Source organism: Aureimonas endophytica (genome assembly GCF_014642635.1).
In the GTDB taxonomy this organism is placed as follows: Bacteria; Pseudomonadota; Alphaproteobacteria; order Rhizobiales; family Rhizobiaceae; genus Plantimonas; species Plantimonas endophytica.
The window spans coordinates 43,112-66,031 of the sequence record NZ_BMIQ01000007.1 but is presented as its reverse complement, the minus strand read 5'-3'; the positions used below and the strand labels follow the sequence as shown (position 1 = coordinate 66,031).

Genomic DNA, 22,920 nt, shown 5'->3' with positions numbered 1-22,920 from the left:
GGCATGCTGATCCCCTGCCGCCACCATGTCATTCCGTCCGAGAATGAGGTCAGACGGAATCCTTGATTGCGGGGCGGGGCCGGCTCGTCGAACATCATGCCGTCTCCCGTTCGCGGCCCTCCCCTTCGTCCGGCCGCCTCTCCGAAGAGTCCGCCAGATCATGGTCGCTTCCGCCCTCGCAGCCGGTTTCGTGTCGCGCGATCGCGTGCGCACGCTGTTTTCCCGGGCGATGTCCGACATGTATCGCGCGGAGGTCCCGCAATATGGGACGCTCATGGCGCTGGTGAGCGAGGTGAATGCGAAGGTGCTGGCCCGCGAGCCGGGGCTCAAGGCCGAGCTGGAGCGGGCCGACGAGCTGGAGCGGCTCGATCTCGAGCGCCACGGCGCGATCCGCCTCGGCACGGCGGCCGAACTCTTCACCATGCGCCGCCTCTTCGCGGCGATGGGCATGGAGCCGGTCGGCTATTACGACCTCTCCGTCGCCGGCGTGCCGGTCCATTCCACCGCCTTCCGGCCCATCGCCGACGCCGCGCTGGCGCGCAATCCCTTCCGTGTCTTCACCTCGCTCCTGCGGCTCGAACTGATCGAGGACGCGGAGCTGCGCGCCGAGGCCGGCGCGATCCTGGCGCGGCGGCGGATCTTCACGCCGCGCGTCCTCGAACTGATCGACCGTCACGAGACGGCGGGCGGACTGACCGAGGCGGAGGCCGCCGAATTCGTGCGGGAGGCCTTGGAAACCTTCCGCTGGCATGGCGAGGCGACGGTCGATGCCGCGACCTACAAGCGGCTTCACGACGCGCATCGCCTGATCGCCGACGTGGTCAGCTTCAAGGGCCCGCATATCAACCATCTGACGCCGCGCACGCTCGATATCGACGCGGTGCAGAAGGGCATGCCGCTGCGGGGCATCGCCGCCAAGGCGGTGGTGGAAGGCCCGCCGACGCGCGCCTGCCCGATCCTCCTGCGCCAGACGAGCTTCAAGGCGCTGGAGGAGCCGATCCGCTTCCAGGGGGCCGGCGGCGAGGCGGCCGGCACCCACAGCGCGCGCTTCGGCGAGATCGAGCAGCGCGGCATCGCGCTGACGCGGCAGGGCCGCGCGCTCTACGACGCGCTTCTCGCCTCCGTGCGCGAGATCGGCGGCGCGGGCAGCGCCGAGGCCGATTACGACGGCCGGCTGGCCGCCGCCTTCGCCCGCTTTCCCGACAGCCATGACGAGATCCGCCGGCAGGGGCTCGGCTTCTTCCGCTATCGCCCGACGGGCAAGCCCGGCGCGCCGCTTTCCGGCCCGCTCAACGCCGCCGCGCTCGACCGGCTGATCGCGGCGGGTCTCGTCCATGCCGATCCGATCGTCTACGAGGACTTCCTGCCGGTCAGCGCCGCCGGCATCTTCCAGTCCAATCTCGGCGGCACCGAGCAGCGGGCCTATGCCGGCAATGCCAGCCGCGCCGCCTTCGAGGCGGCGCTCGGCGCGACGGTGCTCGACGAGTTCGCGCTCTACGAAGCGGCCGAGGCGCGCTCCATCGCCGAGCTGGAGGCCGCGTTCGGCCTCGCGGCGCGCGAAGCCGCGGAATAGGCGCGGCGATGGACAGGGTGCTGGCCGCCGGCGTCTCGTGCCGGAGCCGGACGACGCGTATCATCAAGGTTCGGCCGCCCCGTCCCGCGAAGGCGCTGGCGGCCCTGTTCGAGGAACGCCGGCCATGAGGAACGATCCGCGCAGCCACGGCCTCTGGAAGCGTTCGGCGCCCCCCGCCCCGCCGACGGTGGCGCTCACTGATGAGTTGACGGTCGATGTCGCGGTGATCGGGGCCGGCTTCACCGGCCTTTCGGCCGCCCTGCATCTCGCCGAGGCCGGGCGCGGCGTCGCGGTGCTGGAGGCCGAGGAGATCGGATTCGGCGGTTCGGGCCGCAATGTCGGGCTCGTCAATGCCGGCATGTGGGTGATGCCGGACGACCTGCCGGCGGCGCTCGGCGAGACGCATGGCGAACGGCTTCTCGCCATGCTGGGCGACGCGCCCCGCGCCGTGTTCGAGCTCGTGGAAAAGCATGCGATCCCCTGCGAGATCGAGCGCCAGGGCACACTCCACTGCGCCGTCGGCGAGAAGGGGCTTCGGGAACTGACCGAGCGAGCGCGGCAATGGCAGGCGCGCGGCGCGCCCGTCGAGCTTCTCGACGCGGCGGAAACGGCGCGCAAGGTCGGCACGAGCGCCTATGCGGGCGCCCTTCTCGACCGGCGCGCCGGCACGATCCAGCCGCTCGCCTATGCGCGGGGACTGGCGAAGGCGGCGATCGCGGCCGGCGCGCGGATCTTCACCGCGAGCCCCGTCGCGGTGGCGCGCCAGGAGAACGGCCTCTGGCGGCTGGAAACCGAGGGTGGCGGCGCGGTCAAGGCGCGGCACGTCGTTCTGGCGACCGACGCCTATGCGAGCCGCATCTGGACCGAGATCCGGCGCGAACAGGTGCATCTCCCCTATTTCAACATGGCGACGCCGCCGCTCGGCGACAATCTCAGGCGCTCCATCCTGCCGGAGCGCCAGGGCGTCTGGGATACGGAGGAGATCCTGTCCTCCTTCCGCTTCGATCAGGCGGGACGGCTCGTCTTCGGCTCGGTCGGCGCCCTGCGCGGCTCCGGCCGGCCGATCCACCGCAACTGGGGCCGCCGCGCCCTGGCGCGGCTCTTCCCGCAGCTCGCCGGCATCCGCTTCGAGATGGAGTGGTATGGCAAGATCGGCATGACGGAGAACAGCCTGCCGCGCTTCCACCAGCCGGCCCGCAACGTCTATGGCTTCAGCGGCTATAACGGGCGGGGCATCGCGCCCGGCACGGTCTTCGGCCAGACGCTCGCCCGGCTCGTCCAGGGCGAGCTGGCGGTCGAGGACCTGCCCCTGCCGGCGACGGCGGCGGTGCCGGCGCGCTACCGCGTGGCGCGCGAGGCCTATTACGAGATCGGCGCCCAGCTCGCCCACGCGGCGGGCGCCAGATTCTGAATGTCTTCGGACGAACGACCGGATTTCCCAGGAGGTTTCATGCTTCAGACCGTTTCCGCCGCCTCGCTGAAGGAGGAGACCGCGACGCTTCTCGGCTCGCTCGGCCTGACCGAGGCCGAGTTCACGGGCGGCACGCGCGAGGTGCGCTCGCCGATCACCGGCGAGGTGATCGCCGCCGTGCCCGAGACGACGCCGGAAGCGGCCCGCGCGGCGATCGCCAAGGCGGCGGAGGCCTTCCGCCAATGGCGCCTCGTGCCGGCGCCCCGGCGCGGCGAGCTCGTCCGCCTGCTCGGCGAGGAGCTGCGCGCCGGCAAGGCGGCGCTCGGCCGCCTCGTCACGATCGAGGCCGGCAAGGTCGTCTCGGAAGGGCTCGGCGAAGTGCAGGAGATGATCGACATCTGCGACTTCGCCGTCGGCCTGTCGCGCCAGCTCTACGGCCTGACGCTGCCCTCCGAGCGCGCCGACCACCGGCTCGCCGAGCAATGGCACCCGATCGGCCCGGTCGGCGTCATCTCGGCCTTCAACTTCCCCGTCGCCGTCTGGTCGTGGAACGCGGCGCTCGCCCTCGTCTGCGGCGATCCGGTGCTGTGGAAGCCGTCCGAGAAGACGCCGCTGACGGCCCTCGCCACTCAGGCGATCCTGGAGAAGGCGCTGAAACGCTTCGGCCCCGACGCGCCGGAGGGCCTCTCCGCCGTCCTCGTCGGCGATGCCGCGATCGGCGAGCTCCTGGTCGAGGACCCGCGCGTGCCGGTCGTCTCGGCGACGGGCTCCACCCGCATGGGCCGCATCGTCGCGCAGAAGGTCGCGGCGCGCTTCGGCCGCTCGATCCTCGAACTCGGCGGCAACAATGCCTCGATCGTCACCCCCTCCGCCGATCTCGACCTGACGCTGCGCGCCGTCGCCTTCGGCGCCATGGGCACCGCCGGCCAGCGCTGCACCACGCTGCGCCGCCTGATCGTCCATTCCAGCGTCCATGACGCGCTGGTCGAGAAGCTGAAGCGCGTCTACGCGACGATCTCCGTCGGCTCGCCGGTCGCGAGCGAGGCGCTGGTCGGGCCGCTGGTCGACCGAGCCGCCTTCGAGGGCATGCAGCGGGCGCTGGCGGCGGCGAAGTCCGCCGGCGGCACCGTCCATGGCGGCGAGCGCGTCGACGTCAACGGCGAGGCCTCGTTCTATGTCCGCCCGGCGCTCGTCACCATGCCGGCCCAGACGGGCCCGGTGGTCGAGGAGACCTTCGCCCCGATCCTCTACGTCCTCAGATACGAGACGATCGAGGAGGCGATCGCGCTGCAGAACGGCGTGCCGCAGGGCCTTTCCTCGTCGATCTTCGCCACCGACATCCGCGAGGTCGAGCGCTTCCTGTCGGCGGCGGGCTCCGATTGCGGCATCGCCAATGTCAATATGGGCCCGTCCGGCGCCGAGATCGGCGGGGCCTTCGGCGGCGAGAAGGAGACGGGCGGCGGCCGCGAGAGCGGCTCCGACGCCTGGAAGGCCTATATGCGCCGCCAGACCAATGCCGTGAATTACGGTCGCTCCCTGCCGCTGGCGCAGGGCGTGAAGTTCGACGTCGACGGCGGCTCGGCGGAAGCCTGACGATCGCGCCTTTCCTGAACGGGAAGGTCCTGCGGCGCGGCGTCTATTCCGCCGCGCCGTAACGCAGGCCGTCGATCACCGCGCGGATGGCGGGCGCGTTGCGCATGTCCGAATGGACGACGAGCCAGATCCCGCGCCGCAGCGCCGGCCTGTCCGGCGGGACCGGCACGAGCCTCGGGTCGTTCTCGGTCATGAAGTCGGGCAGGATCGCGATGCCCCCGCCGGCGGCGGCGAGGGCGACCTGGATCTCCACATGATCGGAGCGCAGGCCGAAGGGCCGGTCGCCGGCGATGCCCTCCAGCGCCGTCTGCTGCGGCGAGCCGGCCATCGCCCCTTCCGAGCCGATGAAGCGCCAGTCGGCCTCCGGCACCGCCGCGAGATAGGCGGGCGCCGCATAGAGGCGGAAGGCCATCTCGCCGAGCTTGATCGCCGTGAGGTCGCCCGCCTCGGGACGGCTGAGGCGGATGCCGATATCCGCCTCGCGCCGGTCGAGCGAGGCGGTGCGCGCCTCGCCGAGAAGGCGCAGGGCAAGGCCCGGATGCCGTTGCCGCAGACGCGCTAGCTTCGGCGCGAGGACCGCCCCCGCATAGGCCGAGGGCGCGCTGATCGTCACCGTGCCGGCAAGCTCGGAGCGGGCCCCCTCGGCAAGCCTTTCGAGACGGCGCATCTCCGTCGCGACGCCCTTCGCCAGATCGGCCACGCGCTCGCCGTCCGGCGTCAGGACCAGCCGCCGGCCGCGCCGGTCCACCAGCTTCAGCCGCAGCCGCGCTTCCAGCGCCGCGATGCGGCGGGCGACGGTCGCATGCTCGATGCCGAGCACCCGCGCCGCGCCGGCCAGGCTTCCCGCCTCGACGAAGCCGGCGAAATGGCGAAGATCGTCCCAGTCCATATCGGCGATTTTCTCCCATGCGATGGGCAGGATCGGGGAATTTCTACCCTATCGCCCATCGCCTAATCCTTGTCCCGACGCAACGAGGCGGGCGACATGGCGATGGACAGGGATTTGGCGGTGCGGCTGGCGCGGCCCGGCGGCATCGAGGAATTGGCGATCACGGACTGGCCGGCCGAGGCGCCCGGTCCCGGCGAAATCCGGCTGCGGCAGGCGGCGGTCGGCCTCAACTTCATCGACATCTATCACCGCACCGGCCTTTACCCGCTGCCGGCGCCCGCCATTCCGGGCGTCGAGGGCGCGGGCATCGTGGAAGCGCTCGGCGAGGGCGTCACCGGGCTGGCGCTCGGCCAGCGCGTCGCCTATGCCGGCGCGCCGGGCGCCTATGCCACGACGCGGCGGCTGCCGGCCTGGCGGGCCGTGCCGCTGCCGGAGGCGATCACGCCGCAAACGGCCGCCGCCTCGCTGCTGCGCGGCCTCACCGCGCATATGCTGCTGACGCGCACCTATCCGGTCGGCCCCGGCACCAGCCTTCTCGTCCATGCGGCGGCGGGCGGGCTCGGTGCGGTGCTCACGCGCTGGGCGAAGCATCTCGGCGCGACGGTGATCGGCACGGCCGGCAGCGCGGCGAAGGCCGAGGCCGCCCGCGCCCATGGCGCCGACGCGGTGATCGTCGGCCGCGAGGCCGATATCGTCACCGAGCTGCGGCGCCTGACGGACGGGCGCGGCGTCGATTTCGTCATCGACGGCATCGGCGGGGCGATGCTAGCGAAGAGCCTCGGCTGCGCCCGCCGCTTCGGCACGGTGGCGAGCATCGGACAGGCGGCCGGGCCGATCCCGCCGCTGGCGGTCGAGGAAATCGGGCCGCTGCGCTCGCTGAACTTCGCGCGGCCGAGCGTCATGGCCTATGCGGCCGAGCCGGCGACCTATGCCCGCGCGGTGCCGGAGGTTTTCGCGATGATCGGGGCCGGCATCGCCGCCGGCACCGGCCCGACCTATCCCCTGGCGGAGGCGGCGCGGGCGCAAGGCGATCTCGAAGCCGGCCGCATCCTCGGCAGCGCCGTGCTTCTCCCCTGACTGGATTTCACTGAAAGATTCTCGCGATGATGCCCCGCACCTTGTTCCAGCTCGCCGGCCGCGAGCCCCGCCCCGCCGCCCTGACGGAGGCGACCCTCGTCCTCGTCGACTATCAGAACGAATATCTAATCGGGCCGCTCGCCTTGCCGGGCGCCGAGGCCGCGGTGGAGCGCGCGGCGCGTCTTCTGCAGGCGGCGCGGGCTTGCGGCGCGCGCATCGTCCATGTCGCGCATCGCGGCGCGCCGGGCGGGCTCTTCGATCGCGCGCAGCCGCGCGGCGCCATCGTCGCGCCGCTGGCGCCACGCGAAGGCGAGGCCGTGGTCGAGAAGACCCGGCCGAACGGCTTCTCCGACACCGATCTCGCGGCGCGGATCGGGGCGACGGCCGGCAGCGCGATCGTCGTCGCCGGCTTCATGACGCATAATTGCGTGTCCTCGACGGTGCGGGCGGCGCTCGATCTCGGCCTCGCCATCACCGTCGCCGGCGATGCCTGCGCGACGCGCGACCTCCCCGCGCCGGGCTGCGGCCTTATCGGCGCCGAAGCGCTCCAGGCCGCCGAGCTCGCCGCCCTCGCCGACCGCCATGCCGCGATCGTCACGGTGGACGAGCTTCTTGCCCTCTGACGGCGCTTCGGGAAGCGCCCGCCTCAGGCGGCCTTCATCCTGAAATGCTTGTCGACATAGTGCCCGATCCGCTCGCGCATGAAGCGGCCGGACTCGTCCGCCCGCTCTTCCCAGCCGAAGACGCAGGCCGTGACGATGCCGTCGAAGCCGACCGCGGCCAGCGAGCCGAAGAACACGTCCCAGTCGATCTCGCCCTGGCCGATGTCCATGTGCTGGTGGATCGTCACCTTGGCGCCCGGCGGGTTGATGATGTAGCGCAGGCCCGAACTGGCCTTGTGGTTGTAGGTGTCGGCGACATGGATATGGGCGATGAGATCGCCCGCGTCGCGGATCATCTTCGCCATGTCGTCGCCGAAATAGAAGGTATGCGGCGCGCAATAAAGGAACTTGACGTTCTTCGAGCCGATCGTCTTCAGCATGTCGATCGCCGGATGCAGCGTCTCGCACCAGTCTTCCGGGTGCGGCTCCATGTTCAGCGTGACGCCCTCCTTCTCGAAGACGGGCACCAGTTCCTCCATCGAGCGCCACCAGGCGGCTTCGGAATGTTCGTGGCCGAAGGAGCCGCCGCAGCAGTTGGAGCGGTGCGAGCGGTCGGGGGACGGCCCGCGCCCGAACTCGGAATTCATCGTGTCGCAGCCCATCGCGACGGTGGCGCGGATGGCCTCCTTCCAGTAGCCGACCGCAGCCATGCGCTCGTCCTCGTGCGGGCTCGCCCAGCGATACATCGGCAGCACCGAGGCGAGCTTCACGCCATGGTCGGAGAGCGCCTTCTTGAACTCGGCGATCCGCTCCTTGTGGGCGCGCGGGCGCACCCACCACGGGATGAAGTCCTCGCGCGGGCTCAGCTCGATGTATTCGTAGCCGAGCTCGGCCGTCTTGCGGCAGAGATCGCCTAGCGACAGGTGGCGATGCATATAAGGGTCGAGCGCGATCTTCATGCCGGTCCCCCTCCCCAGGAGACGATCGAAAGGAACCGGCGGCGCGAATCCTGCCGCGCCGCCGGGAAGCCTGTCAGTTGATGGCGCGCTGGAAGCGGCGCTGCGCCTCGTAGTCCCGGCGCGCCTCGCCGACCTCCGGGCGCGTCGAGGTCTCGGGCACGGCGACGTCCCACCAATAGCCGCCGGCCTCGGTGGTGATCAGCGGATGGGTGTCGATCAGGATGAGGGTCGAGCGCGTCTCGGCGCGCGTCCGCTCCAGCGCCGCTTCCAGCTCGGCGATGGAGGCGACCTTCTCGGCCGCCGCCCCCATGGCCCTGGCATGGGCCACGAAGTCGATCTCGGGAAAGACCTCGTAGCGGCAGTCTTCCAGGAGATTGTTGAAGTTCGCGCCGCCGCAGGCCATCTGCAACCGGTTGATGCAGCCGTAGCCGCGATTGTCGAGCAGGACGACGGTGATCTTCTGGCCGAGCATGACCGAGGTCGCGAGCTCGGAATTCAGCATCATGTAGGAGCCGTCGCCGACCATCACGACGACGTCCTTGTCCGGCCGGGCCAGCTTGACGCCGAGGCCGCCGGCGATCTCATAGCCCATGCAGGAGAAGCCGTATTCCATGTGGTAGCCGCCCGGCCGCGTCGGCGCCCAGAGCTTGTCGAGCTCGCCCGGCAGGCCGCCGGCCGCACAGACGACGACGGAATTCTCGGTGCCGCGCGCCCGCGCCACCGCGCCGATCACCTGCGCGTCGGAGGGAAGTTCGGCATTGGTCGCGGCGAGCGCCCGGCCCGCCGCCTCGAACCAGGCGACGCGCTCCTCATGGGCGCGCCGCGCCTGCGCCGCGTCCGCCGTCCAGGCGCCGAGCGCCTCGGAGAGAAGCCTGAGCCCGACCTTGGCATCGGCCACCAGCGGCACGCCGCCATGCTTCACCGCGTCATAGGGTGTCACGTTGAGGCCGAGGACCGTCAGGCGCTCGGCATGGAACAGCGCCCAGGACCCGGTGGTGAAGTCCTGGAGCCGCGTGCCGACGGCGAGCACGAGATCGGCATCGGTGGCGAGGGCGTTGGCGGCGCTGGTGCCGGTGACGCCGACGGCGCCGAGCGCGAGGTCGTGCGTCTCGTCGATCGCGGACTTGCCGGCCTGCGTCACCGCGACCGGCACGCCGTGCCGTTCGGCGAAGGCGAGGAGTTCGGCCGTCGCCTCGGAATAGAGAACGCCGCCGCCGGCGATGATCATCGGCTTCTTCGCGGCCTTGATCAGCGCCACGGCATGGGCGAGCTCGTCCTCGTCCGGGCGCGGGCGGCGCACGCCCCAGACGCGCTCCTCGAAGAGGGCGGCCGGGAAGTCATAGGCCTCGGCCTGCACGTCCTGGCAGAGGGCCAGCGTCACCGGGCCGCAATCGACAGGGTCGGTCAGCACCTGCATGGCGCGCTGCAGGGCGGGGATCAGCTGCTCGGGCCGCTGGATGCGGTCGTAATATTTCGACACCGGGCGGAAGCAGTCGTTCGCCGAGACGGTGCCGTCGTTGAAGTCCTCGATCTGCTGGAGCACCGGATCGGGCAGGCGGTTGGCGAAGACGTCGCCCGGCAGGAACAGGACCGGCAGGCGGTTGACATGGGCGACGCCCGCCGCCGTGACCATGTTGAGCGCGCCCGGCCCGATCGAGGTGGTGCAGGCCATGAAGCGGCGGCGGAAGCTCGCCTTGGCGAAGGCGATGGCGGCATGCGCCATGCCCTGCTCGTTATGGGCGCGATAGGTGGGGAATTCCTCCTTCACCGCGTGCAGCGCCTCGCCCATTCCGGCGACGTTGCCATGGCCGAAGATCGCCCAGCAGCCGGCGAAGATCGGCAGCGTCTCGCCGTCCACCACCGTCTTCTGCGCCATCATGAAGCGAACGACCGCCTGCGCGACCGTCAGGCGAAGGGTTGCCGCTGCCATCGTCTTCCTGTCCTTCCGATTCCCGTGTCTCTTCCGGCCGGTCCGGCCGGCCCCTACGGGCTCCGGTCGATCGGAGCGGAACCCGTATCGGAGCCCGCGCGGCCCCGGAACCTGTCTGTCCCCGGCCGCCCGAAGGGATCGGCCGGGAACGGCGTCAGTTGTAGAAGGCCGGCTTCGCCCGCGTCTCGATCGGCACGATCTGGCCGGTGCGCTTGGCCTCGACGCAGGCATCCGAGGTGACGGCGGCGAAATAGCCGTCCCAGGCGGTCGGCCCGTCGACCCGGCCGGCGAGCGTCGCGTTCACCCAGTCCTGGAATTCGACGTCGTAGGAGTCGATGAAGCGCAGCTTCCAGTCCATCATGATCGCCTGCCCGGCGATCTGGTTCTTGCGCATCGGCACGGTGGCGGGCTCCGGCAGGTTCGCCGTGCCGTCCTCGCCGACGATCTGGCACTGGATGTCGTAGCCGAACTGGCAGTTCACGAAGATCTCGGTGTCGATGACGACGCCCGACTTCGTCTTGAGGACGACGATATAGGGATCGTCGAGGCCGTTCAGCGCGTGGCGCGAGCGCTTGCCCTGGATGACCTGGGCCGAGACGTAGTCGTCGTTCACCAGCCAGCGCAGCACGTCGATCTCGTGGATGAAGGTGTCGGTGATGCCCATGTCGCCGACATAATGGGCGGGCACCGAGGGGTTGCGATGGGCGCAATGGAGAAGCAGCGGCTCACCGATCTGGCCGGAGGCGACGATCTCCTTCAGCATGCGATAGCCGGCGTCGTAGCGGCGCATGAAGCCGACCTGGACCAGCGGGCGGCCACCGGCGATCTCCGCCTCGACGATCCGCTGGCAGGCCTCGGCGGTGGTGGCGAGCGGCTTCTCGCAGAAGACCGGCTTGCCGGCGGCGATGGCGGCCAGCACGAATTCCTCGTGGCTCGGCCCCCAGGAGGCGACGACGACGGCATCGACATTCGGGTCGTCGATCAGCGCCTGGCCGCTTTCATGGACGCTCGCGCCCGGGCAGAGCTTCTCCGCCGCCGCCCGCGCGCCCTCGGGATTGATGTCGTTCACCGCCGTGACGGTGGAGCCGACGAGCTTGCCGTGCAGCCGGGCGATATGTTCCTGGCCGATGGCGCCGGTGCCGATCACGCCGATCCTCAAGGTCATGGTCTTCGTTCCGTGGAATGGACTGGTTGCTGCGGTCAGGCGAGGTCGATCCAGGCCCGGTCCCGGTGCGAGCGGGCCATGGCATGGACGGCGTCCTCGATGGCGAACCCCGTGTCGAAATCGACGAGGCGCGCCGGTCGGTCGTCGATGGCGGCGAGGAGCTCGTGCGCCTCGATCACCTTCAGGTCGTTGAAGCCGAGGCCGTGGCCCGGCGCCGGCACGAAGCGGCCATAGGGCGCGTGGACCGGTGCCGTCAACACGGTGCGGAAGCCCTGGAGCCGTTCGTCGCCGTCGCGGGTGAAGAGCTGGAACTCGTTCATCCGCTCCTGGTCGTAGGCAAGGGTCCCCTCCGAGCCGAAGACCTGGACGGCGATGCGGCCCTTGCGGCCCCAGGCGGCGCGATTGGCGACGAGAAGGCCCGAGGCGCCGCTCTCGAGGCGCAGGAGCGCCATCGCGATCTCATGCGTCTCCACCGCCCGCCCCTCGCGGCGCGCATAGGGCTGGGCCTGTTCCGCCATGACGGCGGCGACCGGCCCGGCGAGCCGCCAGAGAATCGAGAGCGGATGGACGGCGAAGTCGTCGAGCGCGCCATAGCCGGATTCGGCGCCGTTCTTGAAGGCGAAGGGCGCCGCCGCGTCCGCCATGAAGTCCTCGTCCATTTCGAGGCGCACATGGTTGACGGTGCCGATGGTGCCCTCGGCGATCAGCGCCTCCATCTGCCGGATCGCCGGATTCTGGATGTAGTTGTAGCCGAGCGCCGCGACGGTGCCGGCGCGCCGGGCCGCCTCGCGCATGGCGGCGGCGTCCTCGCGGCGCGTCGCCATCGGCTTCTCGCACCAGACATGCTTGCCGGCTTCGAGCGCCGCGATCGCCATTTCGGCATGGAAGGGATTGGGCGCGGCGATCGACACCACGTCGACCTCCGGGTCGGCGACGAGCGCCCGCCAGTCCGCCGTCGCCTTGGCGAAGCCGAACTCGGCCGCCTTGGCGGCGGCGAGCTCGCCATTGGCCTCGGCGAGATGGACGAGGCGCGGCCGCCGCGCCTCGCCGAAGGTTGTCGCCACCGCGTTCCAGGCGAGCGCGTGGCACTTGCCCATGAAGCCGGTGCCGATGAGGCCGACGCCGATCTCGGATCTCGTCATGGAAACGGTCCTCCCGCCTTCCCGCTCAGGCCCTGGCCCGCTTGCGCTGGCGATACTGGTCGACGATGACGGCGGCGACGATGATCACGCCCTTGACGATCTCCTGGTAGTAGGCGTCGATCCTGAGGAAGGTGAAGCCCGAGGTCATGACGCCGAGGATGATGACGCCGATGACGGTGCCGGTGATGCGGCCGACGCCGCCGGCGAGCGAGGTGCCACCGATGACGGCCGCGGCGATGGCGTCGAGCTCGTAGGAAACGCCCATGCCGGCCTGGCCGGAGACGGCTCTGGCCGAGGTGACGATGCCGGCAAGGCCGGACAGCGTGCCGGCGATGGCATAGACCAGGATCAGGTGGCGCGCGACATTGATGCCGGAGACCACCGCCGCCTGCCGGTTGGCGCCGATCGCATAGGTGAACTTGCCGTAGCGGGTGTAGCGCAGCGCGACGTGAAAGATCAGGGCGACGACGAGGAAGATGATGACGGGCGTCGCGCCGCCGCCGATCGCGGCATAGCTGTCGGAAAGCATCGAGACCGGCTGGCCGCCGGTATACCACTTGGCCGCGCCGCGCGCCGCCACCATCATGCCGAGCGTCGCGATGAAGGGTGGGATGCCGGTATAGGCGATGAGCCAGCCGTTCACGAGCCCGGCGCCGAGACCGACGAGAAGGCCGGCGATCACCGGCACGATCACCGGCAGGCCAGTGAGCGAGGGATAGACGGCCCGGGCATAGTCGGGATTCTGGGCGAGCGAGGCCGCCACCATCGCGGTGAAGGCGACGACCGAGCCGGACGAAAGGTCGACGCCGGACGTGATGATCACCTGCGTCACGCCGACGGCGATGATGCCGATCACCGAGACCTGGAGGATCATGACGATCAGGCGCTGCTTGTTGGCGAGAAAGCTCTGGCCGACCAGAAGCCAGCCGAGCGCCTCGAAGACCAGCGCGATGCCGACGAGGACGAGGAGGATCGAGATCTCGGTCGGCAGCTTGCGCCGGCGCTTCGTCGGGCGGTCGACGGCCGGAGCCGGCGGCACGCCGCCATGCGTCGCTTCGTGAAGGGTCATCGTTCTCTCCCGGTTCTTCGCGATGCGCCGCCGCCCGGAACGTGTCGATCCGCGACGCTCACCGCCTGGGGTCTCTTCGCGCCTTGCCCGCTCAGGCGGAGGCGAGGTCCATGACCTTTTCCTGCGTCGCCTCGGCGCGATCGAGAATGCCGGTGACGCGGCCCGAATGGACCACCATCACCCGGTCGCTCATGCCGAGCACCTCGGGCAGTTCCGAGGAGATCATGATCACCGCCAGCCCCTCGCCGGCGAGCGTGGAGATGAGGCGGTGGATCTCGGCCTTGGCCCCGACATCGATGCCGCGCGTCGGCTCGTCGAGGATCAGGATCTTCGGCTTGGTCAGCAGCCAGCGGCCGATCAGCACCTTCTGCTGGTTGCCGCCCGAAAGGTTCTCGATCCGCTCATCGAGATCCGGCGTCTTGACGCGCATCGCCTTCGACATCTCGTCGCAGCGCCGGTCCACCTCGCCCTGGCGCACGAAGCCGCCGGCGGTGAAGCGGTCCTGGATCACGGCCATCTGCATGTTCTCGGTGATCGAGAGCGGCAGGAAGCAGCCGGTATCCTTGCGGTCCTCGGTGAGGAAGGCCATGCCGTGGCGCATCGCCACCGCCGGACTGGCGACGCGCACCTCCCGGCCGAAGAGCGTGATCGTGCCGCTCGTCGCCGGCGTCACGCCGAACAGCGTCTCGGCGATGTTGGAGCGGCCGGAGCCGACGAGGCCGGCCAGCCCCAGGATCTCGCCGGCGCGCAGGTCGAAGGACACGTCCCGGAAGACGCGGCCGAGCGAGAGGTCGCGGACGGAAAGGACGGTCTCGCCGATCTTCGCCGCCTCCTTCGGGAACATCTGCGTCAGCTCGCGCCCGACCATCATGCGGATGATGTCGTCGCGGGTGACGGTCTTGGCGTCCTCGGTGCCGATATACTTGCCGTCGCGGAAGATCGAGACCTCGTCGGCGATCTCGGCGAGCTCGTCCATCTTGTGCGTGATGTAGACGATGCCCTTGCCCTGGGCGCGGAGCTGGCGGACGATGCGGAAGAGATGCTCGACCTCCCGGTCGGTCAGCGCCGAGGTCGGCTCGTCCATGATGAGGACGTCGGAATTGTAGGAGACGGCCTTCGCGATCTCCACCATCTGGCGGGAGGCGATGGAGAGGGTCTGCGTCTCGACCTCCGGGTCGATGTCGATCGAGAGGTCGGCGAAGAGCTTCTCGGTGCGCCGGTTGAGCTCGCGATGATCGACGAAGCCGAGCTTCGTCAGCGGCTCGCGGCGGATCCAGATATTCTCCGCCACCGTCATGAAGGGCATCAGGTTGAGTTCCTGATGGATCATGGCGATGCCGTTCTCGAGCGCGTCGAGCGGACCGTTGAGGCGGATCGGCTGGCCGCGCAGGCGGAACTCGCCGCCGTCCGGCGTGTAGACGCCGGCGATGATCTTCATCAGCGTCGACTTGCCGGCGCCGTTCTCGCCCATCAGCGCATGGACCGTGCCGCGCTTCACCCGGAACTGCACGTTGTCGAGCGCGACGACGCCCGGAAACACCTTGCGGACCCCGTCCACCTCCAGGAGATAGTCCGAGCCCGGAACCGCCCCGCTCTCGCGCACCGCCCGCATCGTGGTCGGGCTGATCGTCTGAACCGTCATGCCTTGCCTCCCGGGCGTTCCGACGCGGCGGCGCGCGAGGCGCCGCCCTTGTCTCACTTCGCCTTGGCGTATTGGTCCATGTTGGCGGGCGTCACGAGCTCGAACGGCACCCAGATGTTGCGCTCCGTCGTCTCGCCCTTGGCGAGCTTCACGGCGGCGTCCACCGAGGCGGCGCCCTGCGCCGTCGCGTTCTGGAAGACGGTGACGTCGAGATCGCCCGCCTTCATCGCGGCCAGCCCGTCCGGCGTCGCGTCGATGCCGGCGACGACGACGCTCTTCGGATCGCGGCCGACCGCCTTCAGCGCCTGGATGGCGCCGATGGCCATCTCGTCGTTATTGGCGATCACCGCATCGAAATCGGAGGCCGAGGACAGCCAGTTGGTCATGATGTTCTGGGCCTCGATCCGGTCCCAGCCGGCGGCCTGACGGTCGACGATCTTGATGCCGGCGCAGTCCGGCGTCGCCAGCACATCCTCGATGTCCTTGGTGCGCACGATCGAGGAATGGTTGTTGAGCGGGCCCATCAGCACATAGGCATTGCCCTTGCCGCCGAGGAGCTTGCAGACTTCCTTCGTCTGCATGGTGCCGGACTGCGTCTCGTCCGAGCCGACGAAGGCGGTCTTCTCCGGCAGCGTCTCCAGATCGCCCGGCGGATGGACCGCGTAGACGATCGGAATGCCGGCGGCCGTCGCGAGCTTGGTCATGGCCGGCGTGCCGTCGCCATCGACTGCCGCGACGACGATCGCGTCGACCTTCGCCGCGATGAAGTTCTGCACTTGGTCGATCTGGCGCTGCGGATCGTTCTGGGCGTCTTCGACCTGGAGCCGCACGTCCGGCAGCTCCTTGGCGCGGGCCTCCATGCCCTGGCGCAGGATGGTGAGGAAGACCGAGTCGGCACGGGCGACCGTCACGCCGATCGTCGCGGCGAGGGTCGGCGTCGCAGCAGTCGCGAGAAGTCCGGCGGCGAGCGCCGCGCGGAGAAGGAAAGTCGTCATGAAGATCGAACCGGCTCTGAGGGGATGAGGACGGGGCGCCGGCCGCGCGGCGGCGCCCCGTCGCGGATCGTCAGTTCTTGGCTTCGTATTTCGCCATGTTGGCGGGGGTCACGAGCTCGAAGGGCACGTCGACGACCTTCTCGACCTTGTCGCCCTTGATGAGCTTCTGGATCGTGTCGATGGCGCCCGAGCCCTGGCCGGCGGCGTTCTGGAACACCGTGACCTTGAGGTCGCCCGCCTTCATCGCGGCGAGACCGTCCTGCGTCGCGTCGACGCCGGCGACGATCACGTCCTTCATGCCGGCGGATTTCAGCGCCTGGATCGCGCCGATCGCCATCTCGTCGTTGTTGGAGACGACGGCGGCGGGCTTCAGCCCGGCGGAGATCCAGTTCGTCATCAGGTCGGTCGCCTGGGTGCGCTGCCAGTTGGCCGTCTGCTTGTCGAGGATCTTGATGCCGGTGCAGGGCTCCTTGGCGATCACGTCCTCGACGTCCTGGGTGCGCTGGCGGGCGGCCTGGTTGGAGAGCTCGCCCATCATCACCACGATGTCGCCCTTGCCGCCCATCAGCTTGCAGACTTCCTGCATCTCGAGCGTGCCGGACTTCTTCTCGTCCGAGCCGACGAAGGCGACCTTGGCCGGCAGCTTGTCGAGATCGGCGGGCTGGCGGTTGACATAGACCAGCGGGATGCCGGCATCGGCCGCGAGCTTCGTCATCTGCGCCGTCGCGTCGGTATCGACCGGGTTGACGATGATCCCGTCGACCTTCTGCGCGATGAAGTTCTGGATCTGGTTCAGCTGCTTGCCGATGTCGTTCTGCGCGTCCTCGACCTGGACGGTGACGCCCGACGTCTTGGCCGCGTCCTGCATGCCGTTGCGCAGGACCGTCAGGAAGTTGTCGTCGAAGAGCGCCATGGAGACGCCCACATTGGCGGCCTCGGCCGAGGCCATCATCGCGGCCGAAGCCGCGAGCATGATGAGAATGCGCTTCATCCGGTTTTTTCCTCCCAGTCGTTGCGGACCGCCCTGCTCTCCCGGCGCGCCCGATCCTCTTCCAAGCCGCCGGCCCTCTCGCCGGCGGCCTTGCCTTTCGTCAGGCGGCGTCGGCCCGCAGGCCCGCCGCGACGAATTCCATGCTGGCGGCGAGATCGCCGGCAATGTCCGGGCTCGCCGCCACTTCCGCCGCGAAGGGCTCGAAGGACAGGGGCCCGCGATAGCCGCCGGCGACCAGCGCGCGGATCTGGCCGAGATTGTCGAGGCGGTCGGCCGGCCCGACGAGGACGCGATGCGGATCGCGCATCGTCTCGCGCGGCACGGCGCCATCCTCGACGCCCGAGATGTGGACGAGGCCGGTGCGCTCGGGGAAGAGCGCCGTCTCGCCGGCCACCACATGATGGAACGTGTCGTGGACGAGCTTGAAGCGCTCGGCGCCTCCGACGGCATCGATCGCCGCCACCGCCTCGCCCTTCAGGCGCAACGAACATTCGGCAAAGCCCAGCGGCTCGACGAGGCCGACGAGCCCGGCCTCTTCGAGGATCGGCGCCAGACCCGCCAGCGCCTCGCGCAGCGCGGCCTGCCGTTCCCCGTCGCCCTCGCGCCAGCCTGCCTCGTTCACCGGGCAGAGCACCAGCGCCTCGGCGCCCGCCTCTCTCGCCTGACGGGCGAGCGCCCGCGCCTCGCCTTCCCGCGCCGGCGTCCATTCGTTGAAGCGCTGCAACGCGTTGATGGACAGGATACGCAATCCTCTGGCTTTCGCCGCCGCGCCGGCCTCGGAGGCCGGGCTGCCATCGGCCAGCGCCACGCCCGGCAGGTCGTTGCGGATCTCGACCGCGCCGACGCCGAGGCGCTCGGCGAGCGCGAAGAAATCCGCCAGCCCGAGCCGCGACGCCGCCATGTGATTGAGCGCAAATTCCACCACGCGCGATCTCCCTTCCCGCTGGTCCGTCCGCTCCCGGCGGCCCCGCATCCCGCGCCGCCAATTTGGAACGTGTATATCGTTTTTATTCGATATGGAAATCTGTATTCTATCGCAAAGAAGCCTGTCAAGCCGGATCGCGTCCTCCCGATTTCCGGCTTGCCAGGCTCGCGCGGGAGGGTGAAGAGGATGACGGACGGCACGGAGGTGATGGACTTGGACGCGGCGCCGGAGACCTATGCCGAATTGCGCGACCGCCTGGCGAGCGGCCATGTCAGGCTGTCGAAGCGGCTGAAGCAGGTGGCGTCCTTCGCCCTCGCCCAGCCGGACGAGGTGGCGCTCGGCACGGTGGCGAGCATCGCGGAGAAGGCGGAGGTGCAGCCCTCGACGCTGATCCGCTTCAGCCAGGCGCTCGGCTTCGCCGGCTTCTCGGATCTCCAGACCTTGTTCCGCGAGCGCCTGCGCAATCAGGTCTCGAACTATGACGAGCGGCTCCTGTCGCTGCGCGCCAAGAACGGCGACGCCTCGCGCTCGGCCGTGCTGTTCGACGGCTTCTGCGAGGCGGCGACGCGCTCGATCACGGCGGCGCACGACCGGATCGACCTCGGCGCGGTGGACGAGGCGGCCCGGATTCTCGCGAAGGCCGAGACGATCTACCTCATCGCCCAGCGCCGCTCCTTTCCGGTCACCTCCTATATGAGTTACGCCCTCGGCAAGCTCGGCATCCGCAATGTCCTCATCGGCTCGGCGCTCGGCACCGATGCCGAGACCGTGTCCTTCGCGACGCCGCGCGACGCCGCGCTCGCCATTTCCTTCACGCCCTATGCCTCCTCGACGGTCGCCTTCGCCCGTCAGGTCGCCGAACTCGGCACGCCGCTCGTCGTCATCACCGACAGTCCCTTCAGCCCGCTCGTCGGCGAGGGCCGCCTCTGGTTCGAGGTGGTGGAGGCCGATTTTCAGGGCTTCCGCTCGCTGGCCGCCAGCCTGTCGCTCGCCATGACGCTCGTCGTGGCCCTGGCGGACCTGCGCCGGGAGATGGCGCCGCCGCGCGCGCCGAAGGAAGACGACGGCTGATATTGGAACTATTATTCTAGATTGACGATGATTGAACATCGTGCTTCATAACCCACCCGAAGCCGGCATCGTCCGCGCCGGTCGGGACCGGCCTCGAACGGCCGACCGATGCGCGGCGCCCGGACGGCCGGACCGGACAGGAAGGGCGAAGAGGGGGAGCCATGACCAAGGCACTTGACGTCGTCACGATCGGGCGGTGCTCCGTCGATCTCTATGGCCAGCAGATCGGCTCGCGGCTGGAGGACATCGCCTCCTTCGCCAAGTCGGTCGGCGGCTGCCCGGCCAATATCGCGATCGGCACGGCGCGGCTCGGGCTGAAGTCGGCGCTCCTCACCCGCGTCGGCGCCGAGCAGATGGGCGGCTTCGTGCGCGAGCAGCTCGCCCGCGAGGGCGTCGAGACGCGCGGCGTCACCGTCGATGCCGAGCGCCTGACGGCGCTGGTCCTTCTCGCCGTCGAGGACGAGGGCGTCTCGCCGATGATCTTCTACCGTTCCGACTGCGCCGACATGGCGCTCTGCGAAGAGGACGTCGCCGAGGATCTGATCGCCTCCGCCGCCTCGATCGTCGTCACCGGCACGCATTTCTCCAAGCCCAATACCGAGGCGGCGCAGAAGAAGGCGATCCGTCTCGCCAAGGCCCATGGCGGCAAGGTGGTCTTCGACATCGACTACCGCCCCAATCTCTGGGGCCTCGCCGGCCATGCCAGCGGCTTCGAGCGCTACGTCGCCTCCGACGCCGTGTCCGCCAAGCTCCAGGCCGTCCTGCCGGACTGCGACCTCATCGTCGGCACCGAGGAGGAGATGATGATCGCCGGCGGCACCGGCGATCCGCTCCAGGCGCTGAAGGCGATCCGCGAGGTCTCGGCGGCGACGCTGGTGCTGAAGCGCGGCGCCATGGGCTGCATCATCTTCGACGGGCCGATCGAGAGCCTGGAGGACGGCGTCGCCGGACGCGGCTTCCCGATCGAGGTGTTCAACGTGCTCGGCGCGGGCGACGCCTTCATGTCCGGCCTCCTCGCCGGCTGGCTGCGCGGCAGGCCGCATGCCGAATGCGCCACCATGGCCAATGCCTGCGGCGCCTTCGCCGTCTCGCGCCTGCTCTGCTCGCCCGAATATCCGACCGAGCCGGAGCTCGCCGCCTTTCTCGCCAAGGACCGGATCAAGCGCCGCCTGCGTCAGGACGAGGAGCTGAACCAGATCCATTGGGCGACGACGCGCCGGCCGGGCCCGGAGCGGCTGATGGCGCTCGCCTGCGACCATCGCATGCAGATCGAGGAGATCGCCGACGCTGCCGGCGTGCCGCGCGAGCGGATCGAGGACTTCAAGGTGCTAACCGTCGAGGCGGCCGCCGCGGTGGCCGGCGGCGAGCCCGGCTTCGGCATGCTGCTCGACGGCATCTACGGCCAGCGCGCCATGTACAAGGCGGCCGGGCACGGCTTCTGGATCGGCCGCCCGGTGGAGAAGCCCGGCTCGCGCCCGCTCGATTTCGACCATATGGACGATCTCGGCAGCCATCTCGTCGAATGGCCGGTCGACCACGTGATCAAGTGCCTCTGCTTCTATCACCCGGACGATCCGGCCGAGCTGCGCGAGCGCCAGGAGCGCGAGCTCCTGCGCCTCTGGGACGCCTCGCGCACCGTCGGCCGCGAACTGCTGGTCGAGATCATCGCCGGCAAGCACGGGCCGCTCGGCGAGGACACGGTGGCCTCCATCGTCCGGCGCATCTACGATCTCGGCATCAAGCCGGACTGGTGGAAGCTGGAGCCGCAGCGGAACGCGGCCGCCTGGACGCGGATCGAGGCGGCGATCGCCGAGGCCGATCCCTATTGCCGCGGCATCGTGCTGCTCGGCCTCGACGCGCCGGAAGCCGAACTCACGGAGGCCTTCCGCGCCGTCGCCGGCGTGCCGATGGTCAAGGGCTTCGCCGTCGGCCGCACGATCTTCGCCCATGCCGCGCGGGCCTGGTTCGCCGGCGAGATGGACGACGCGGCGGCGGTGGCCGACATGGCGAAGCGCTTCGCGACGCTCGTCGCCGCCTGGCGGGGCGCGACGAATCAGGCCAAGGCGGCCTAAGAAGCCTGACCCGTGACTCCGGGCCGCCAGGACGGCGGCCCGCTCTCTTTCGCTATCCGGAGGAAGCATGATCCGCATCGGCGCCAACCCGATCTGCTGGTCCAACGACGACAAGCAGGACATCGGCGGCCATATCAGCCTGGAACAGTGCCTGTCCGAGGCGAGCGCCATCGGCATCGAGGGCATGGAGCTCGGCCACAAGTTCCCGAAGAACGGGGCGGCGCTGAAGGCCAAGCTCGGCGAATACGGCATGGCCTTCGTCGGCGGCTGGTACTCGACCTTCCTGCTCGACCGCGACGCGGAGGCCGAGTTCGAGGCGGCGCGCGCCCATATCGACCTCGTGAAGGGCGCGGGCACCGACATCTTCATCGTCTGCGAATGCACGCGCACCGTTCACGGCAACGAATCCGTGCCGCTGCGCGCCCGCCCCGTCCTCACCGAGGCGGAATGGGAGGTCTTCCTGCCGCGCCTCACCCGCTTCGCCGAACTCCTGGCCGGCGAGGGCCTGAAGATCGCCTATCACCACCATATGGGCACGGTGGTGCAGACGGGGCCGGAGATCGACCGCCTGATGGCCGGCACCGGCCCGGCCTTCACGCTTCTCCTCGATACCGGCCACGCCACCTGGGGCGGCGCCGATCCGGCCGATCTGGCGCGGCGCTATCGCGACCGCATCGTCCATGTCCATGTGAAGGACGTGCGCGCCGATGTCGCGCGGCAGGCCGAGCGCGAGGACTGGAGCTTCCTCACCTCCGTGCTCGCCGGCGTCTACACGGTGCCGGGCGACGGCTCCATCGACTATGTCTCGGTCCTGAAGGAACTGCCGGCCTATTCCGGCTGGATCGTCATCGAGGCCGAGCAGGACCCGGAAAAGGCCCACCCGGCCACCTATGTGAAGATGGGCTTCGAGAACCTGACCCGGTTCATCGCCGAGGCCGGACTGAAGCGCTGAGCGGAGCCGCACCATGGCCAGCAGGCTGCATGTGAAACAGAGCGCCGCGACCGGCCGGGTCGTGGACGTCACGCCGGCCAGCGCCGGCTGGACCTATGTCGGCTTCGCGCTCCACCGGCTCCAGCCGGGCGAGAGCGTTTCCGGCGGCGAGGCGGAGCGCGAGGCCTGCCTCGTCCTCGTCTCCGGCAAGGCCGCGATCGCGGCCGGCGGCACCGACTTCGGCACGGTCGGGCGGCGCATGTCGCCCTTCGACGGCAAGCCCTCCTCAGTCTACGTGCCGGCCGGCATGGACTGGCGGGCGACCGCCGAGACGGCGGTGGAACTCGCCGTCTGCACCGCGCCCGGCACGGCCGGCGCCCGGCCGCCGCGCCTCATCGGCGAGGACGACAACACCCAGGAGGTCCGGGGCAAGGGCGCCAATGTGCGCCATGTCACGAACATCCTGCCGGAAACGGCGGAGGCCGACGGCCTTCTCGTGGTGGAGGTCATCACGCCCGCCGGCAACACGTCCTCCTATCCGCCGCACCGGCACGACGAGGACGACCTGCCGCGCCAGTCCTTCCTGGAAGAGACCTATTACCACCGGCTGAACCCGCCCCAGGGCTTCGCCTTCCAGCGCGTCTATACCGATGACCGCTCGCTGGACGAGGCCATGGCGGTGGAGGACGGCGACGTGACGCTGGTGCCGAAGGGCTACCACCCCTGCGCCACCATCCATGGCTACGATCTCTACTATCTCAACGTCATGGCCGGCCCGCACCGCACCTGGAAGTTCCACAACGCCGCCGAACACGAGTGGCTGTTGAAGGGCTGAAGCCGGCAGACGAAGGAACTGCGGGGTCGGAGGCGACGCACCTCCGCC

19 protein-coding genes are annotated in these 22,920 nt (G+C 69.8%); 9 read left to right on the top strand and 10 right to left on the bottom strand.

What is annotated here, in order from left to right; all coding sequences use genetic code 11:
* Positions 1–160 precede the first annotated feature (160 nt).
* The 3 genes from hglS to amaB all read left to right on the top strand — a co-directional run bounded on the left by hglS (position 161) and on the right by amaB (position 4,577).
* The gene (gene hglS / locus IEY14_RS19475; RefSeq protein ID WP_188911559.1) at positions 161–1,573 is read left to right on the top strand and encodes a 2-oxoadipate dioxygenase/decarboxylase HglS; all 1,413 of its coding nucleotides are present in this window, start codon (positions 161–163) and stop codon (positions 1,571–1,573) included.
* 124 nt (positions 1,574–1,697) lie between these two features.
* Positions 1,698–2,984, top strand: coding sequence for an NAD(P)/FAD-dependent oxidoreductase (locus IEY14_RS19470; protein WP_188911557.1), 1,287 nt, complete (start codon positions 1,698–1,700; stop codon positions 2,982–2,984).
* Between the two features lie 39 nt (positions 2,985–3,023).
* Positions 3,024–4,577: an L-piperidine-6-carboxylate dehydrogenase gene (amaB, locus tag IEY14_RS19465; protein ID WP_188911555.1), complete on the top strand. Its 1,554-nt coding sequence runs from the start codon at positions 3,024–3,026 to the stop codon at positions 4,575–4,577.
* A 43-nt stretch (positions 4,578–4,620) separates the two neighbouring features.
* On the opposite strand, the gene IEY14_RS19460 is transcribed toward amaB, so the two are convergent.
* Positions 4,621–5,466: a LysR family transcriptional regulator gene (locus IEY14_RS19460; protein ID WP_188911553.1), complete on the bottom strand. Its 846-nt coding sequence runs from the start codon at positions 5,464–5,466 to the stop codon at positions 4,621–4,623.
* 102 nt (positions 5,467–5,568) lie between these two features.
* On the opposite strand from IEY14_RS19460, the gene IEY14_RS19455 reads away from it, so the two are divergent.
* Complete coding sequence (locus IEY14_RS19455) at positions 5,569–6,543, top strand: quinone oxidoreductase family protein (RefSeq protein WP_188911796.1); 975 nt, start codon at positions 5,569–5,571, stop codon at positions 6,541–6,543.
* Positions 6,544–6,569: 26 nt separating this feature from the next.
* The gene (locus tag IEY14_RS19450) at positions 6,570–7,166 is read left to right on the top strand and encodes an isochorismatase family protein (RefSeq protein ID WP_188911551.1); all 597 of its coding nucleotides are present in this window, start codon (positions 6,570–6,572) and stop codon (positions 7,164–7,166) included.
* A 23-nt stretch (positions 7,167–7,189) separates the two neighbouring features.
* Here the strand turns inward: IEY14_RS19450 and IEY14_RS19445 are convergent, their stop codons facing one another.
* The 9 genes from IEY14_RS19445 to IEY14_RS19405 all read right to left on the bottom strand — a co-directional run bounded on the left by IEY14_RS19445 (position 7,190) and on the right by IEY14_RS19405 (position 17,939).
* A complete protein-coding gene (locus IEY14_RS19445; RefSeq protein WP_188911550.1) occupies positions 7,190–8,104 on the bottom strand; it encodes a sugar phosphate isomerase/epimerase family protein in 915 nt (304 codons plus the stop codon).
* 73 nt (positions 8,105–8,177) lie between these two features.
* Positions 8,178–10,034: a 3D-(3,5/4)-trihydroxycyclohexane-1,2-dione acylhydrolase (decyclizing) gene (gene iolD, locus IEY14_RS19440; RefSeq protein WP_188911548.1), complete on the bottom strand. Its 1,857-nt coding sequence runs from the start codon at positions 10,032–10,034 to the stop codon at positions 8,178–8,180.
* Between the two features lie 154 nt (positions 10,035–10,188).
* Positions 10,189–11,199 (bottom strand): Gfo/Idh/MocA family protein, encoded by a 1,011-nt coding sequence (locus IEY14_RS19435; protein WP_188911546.1) that lies wholly within the window; start codon positions 11,197–11,199, stop codon positions 10,189–10,191.
* A 35-nt stretch (positions 11,200–11,234) separates the two neighbouring features.
* The gene (locus IEY14_RS19430) at positions 11,235–12,341 is read right to left on the bottom strand and encodes a Gfo/Idh/MocA family protein (RefSeq protein ID WP_188911545.1); all 1,107 of its coding nucleotides are present in this window, start codon (positions 12,339–12,341) and stop codon (positions 11,235–11,237) included.
* 25 nt (positions 12,342–12,366) lie between these two features.
* On the bottom strand, positions 12,367–13,410 hold the full coding sequence (locus IEY14_RS19425; RefSeq protein ID WP_188911544.1) for an ABC transporter permease: 1,044 nt from the start codon (positions 13,408–13,410) through the stop codon (positions 12,367–12,369).
* 91 nt (positions 13,411–13,501) lie between these two features.
* Positions 13,502–15,052 (bottom strand): sugar ABC transporter ATP-binding protein, encoded by a 1,551-nt coding sequence (locus tag IEY14_RS19420; RefSeq protein WP_188911543.1) that lies wholly within the window; start codon positions 15,050–15,052, stop codon positions 13,502–13,504.
* A 53-nt stretch (positions 15,053–15,105) separates the two neighbouring features.
* On the bottom strand, positions 15,106–16,047 hold the full coding sequence (locus tag IEY14_RS19415; RefSeq protein ID WP_188911542.1) for a sugar ABC transporter substrate-binding protein: 942 nt from the start codon (positions 16,045–16,047) through the stop codon (positions 15,106–15,108).
* Positions 16,048–16,117: 70 nt separating this feature from the next.
* On the bottom strand, positions 16,118–17,038 hold the full coding sequence (locus tag IEY14_RS19410; protein WP_188911541.1) for a sugar ABC transporter substrate-binding protein: 921 nt from the start codon (positions 17,036–17,038) through the stop codon (positions 16,118–16,120).
* Between the two features lie 100 nt (positions 17,039–17,138).
* Positions 17,139–17,939 carry a TIM barrel protein gene (locus tag IEY14_RS19405; protein WP_244639610.1) on the bottom strand — a complete coding sequence of 267 codons (801 nt, stop codon included), beginning with the start codon at positions 17,937–17,939 and terminating at the stop codon, positions 17,139–17,141.
* A gap of 210 nt (positions 17,940–18,149) precedes the next feature.
* Between IEY14_RS19405 and IEY14_RS19400 the strand changes: the two genes are divergently transcribed.
* From IEY14_RS19400 to iolB, 4 genes are all read left to right on the top strand, one after another.
* Complete coding sequence (locus IEY14_RS19400; protein ID WP_244639596.1) at positions 18,150–19,034, top strand: MurR/RpiR family transcriptional regulator; 885 nt, start codon at positions 18,150–18,152, stop codon at positions 19,032–19,034.
* Between the two features lie 161 nt (positions 19,035–19,195).
* Positions 19,196–21,106: a bifunctional 5-dehydro-2-deoxygluconokinase/5-dehydro-2-deoxyphosphogluconate aldolase gene (locus tag IEY14_RS19395; RefSeq protein ID WP_188911537.1), complete on the top strand. Its 1,911-nt coding sequence runs from the start codon at positions 19,196–19,198 to the stop codon at positions 21,104–21,106.
* 67 nt (positions 21,107–21,173) lie between these two features.
* The gene (gene iolE / locus IEY14_RS19390; RefSeq protein ID WP_188911535.1) at positions 21,174–22,058 is read left to right on the top strand and encodes a myo-inosose-2 dehydratase; all 885 of its coding nucleotides are present in this window, start codon (positions 21,174–21,176) and stop codon (positions 22,056–22,058) included.
* Between the two features lie 13 nt (positions 22,059–22,071).
* Complete coding sequence (gene iolB / locus IEY14_RS19385) at positions 22,072–22,872, top strand: 5-deoxy-glucuronate isomerase (RefSeq protein ID WP_188911533.1); 801 nt, start codon at positions 22,072–22,074, stop codon at positions 22,870–22,872.
* Positions 22,873–22,920: the final 48 nt, after the last annotated feature.

Bases quoted from the DNA above. Each gene is read 5' to 3' on its own strand.
- hglS (WP_188911559.1), top strand. From the start codon at position 161: ATGGTCGCTTCCGCCCTCGCAGCCGGTTTCGTGTCGCGCGATCGCGTG.
- IEY14_RS19470 (WP_188911557.1), top strand. From the start codon at position 1,698: ATGAGGAACGATCCGCGCAGCCACGGCCTCTGGAAGCGTTCGGCGCCC.
- amaB (WP_188911555.1), top strand. From the start codon at position 3,024: ATGCTTCAGACCGTTTCCGCCGCCTCGCTGAAGGAGGAGACCGCGACG.
- IEY14_RS19460 (WP_188911553.1), bottom strand. From the start codon at position 5,466: ATGGACTGGGACGATCTTCGCCATTTCGCCGGCTTCGTCGAGGCGGGA.
- IEY14_RS19455 (WP_188911796.1), top strand. From the start codon at position 5,569: ATGGACAGGGATTTGGCGGTGCGGCTGGCGCGGCCCGGCGGCATCGAG.
- IEY14_RS19450 (WP_188911551.1), top strand. From the start codon at position 6,570: ATGATGCCCCGCACCTTGTTCCAGCTCGCCGGCCGCGAGCCCCGCCCC.
- IEY14_RS19445 (WP_188911550.1), bottom strand. From the start codon at position 8,104: ATGAAGATCGCGCTCGACCCTTATATGCATCGCCACCTGTCGCTAGGC.
- iolD (WP_188911548.1), bottom strand. From the start codon at position 10,034: ATGGCAGCGGCAACCCTTCGCCTGACGGTCGCGCAGGCGGTCGTTCGC.
- IEY14_RS19435 (WP_188911546.1), bottom strand. From the start codon at position 11,199: ATGACCTTGAGGATCGGCGTGATCGGCACCGGCGCCATCGGCCAGGAA.
- IEY14_RS19430 (WP_188911545.1), bottom strand. From the start codon at position 12,341: ATGACGAGATCCGAGATCGGCGTCGGCCTCATCGGCACCGGCTTCATG.
- IEY14_RS19425 (WP_188911544.1), bottom strand. From the start codon at position 13,410: ATGACCCTTCACGAAGCGACGCATGGCGGCGTGCCGCCGGCTCCGGCC.
- IEY14_RS19420 (WP_188911543.1), bottom strand. From the start codon at position 15,052: ATGACGGTTCAGACGATCAGCCCGACCACGATGCGGGCGGTGCGCGAG.
- IEY14_RS19415 (WP_188911542.1), bottom strand. From the start codon at position 16,047: ATGACGACTTTCCTTCTCCGCGCGGCGCTCGCCGCCGGACTTCTCGCG.
- IEY14_RS19410 (WP_188911541.1), bottom strand. From the start codon at position 17,038: ATGAAGCGCATTCTCATCATGCTCGCGGCTTCGGCCGCGATGATGGCC.
- IEY14_RS19405 (WP_244639610.1), bottom strand. From the start codon at position 17,939: ATGGCGGCGTCGCGGCTCGGGCTGGCGGATTTCTTCGCGCTCGCCGAG.
- IEY14_RS19400 (WP_244639596.1), top strand. From the start codon at position 18,150: ATGACGGACGGCACGGAGGTGATGGACTTGGACGCGGCGCCGGAGACC.
- IEY14_RS19395 (WP_188911537.1), top strand. From the start codon at position 19,196: ATGACCAAGGCACTTGACGTCGTCACGATCGGGCGGTGCTCCGTCGAT.
- iolE (WP_188911535.1), top strand. From the start codon at position 21,174: ATGATCCGCATCGGCGCCAACCCGATCTGCTGGTCCAACGACGACAAG.
- iolB (WP_188911533.1), top strand. From the start codon at position 22,072: ATGGCCAGCAGGCTGCATGTGAAACAGAGCGCCGCGACCGGCCGGGTC.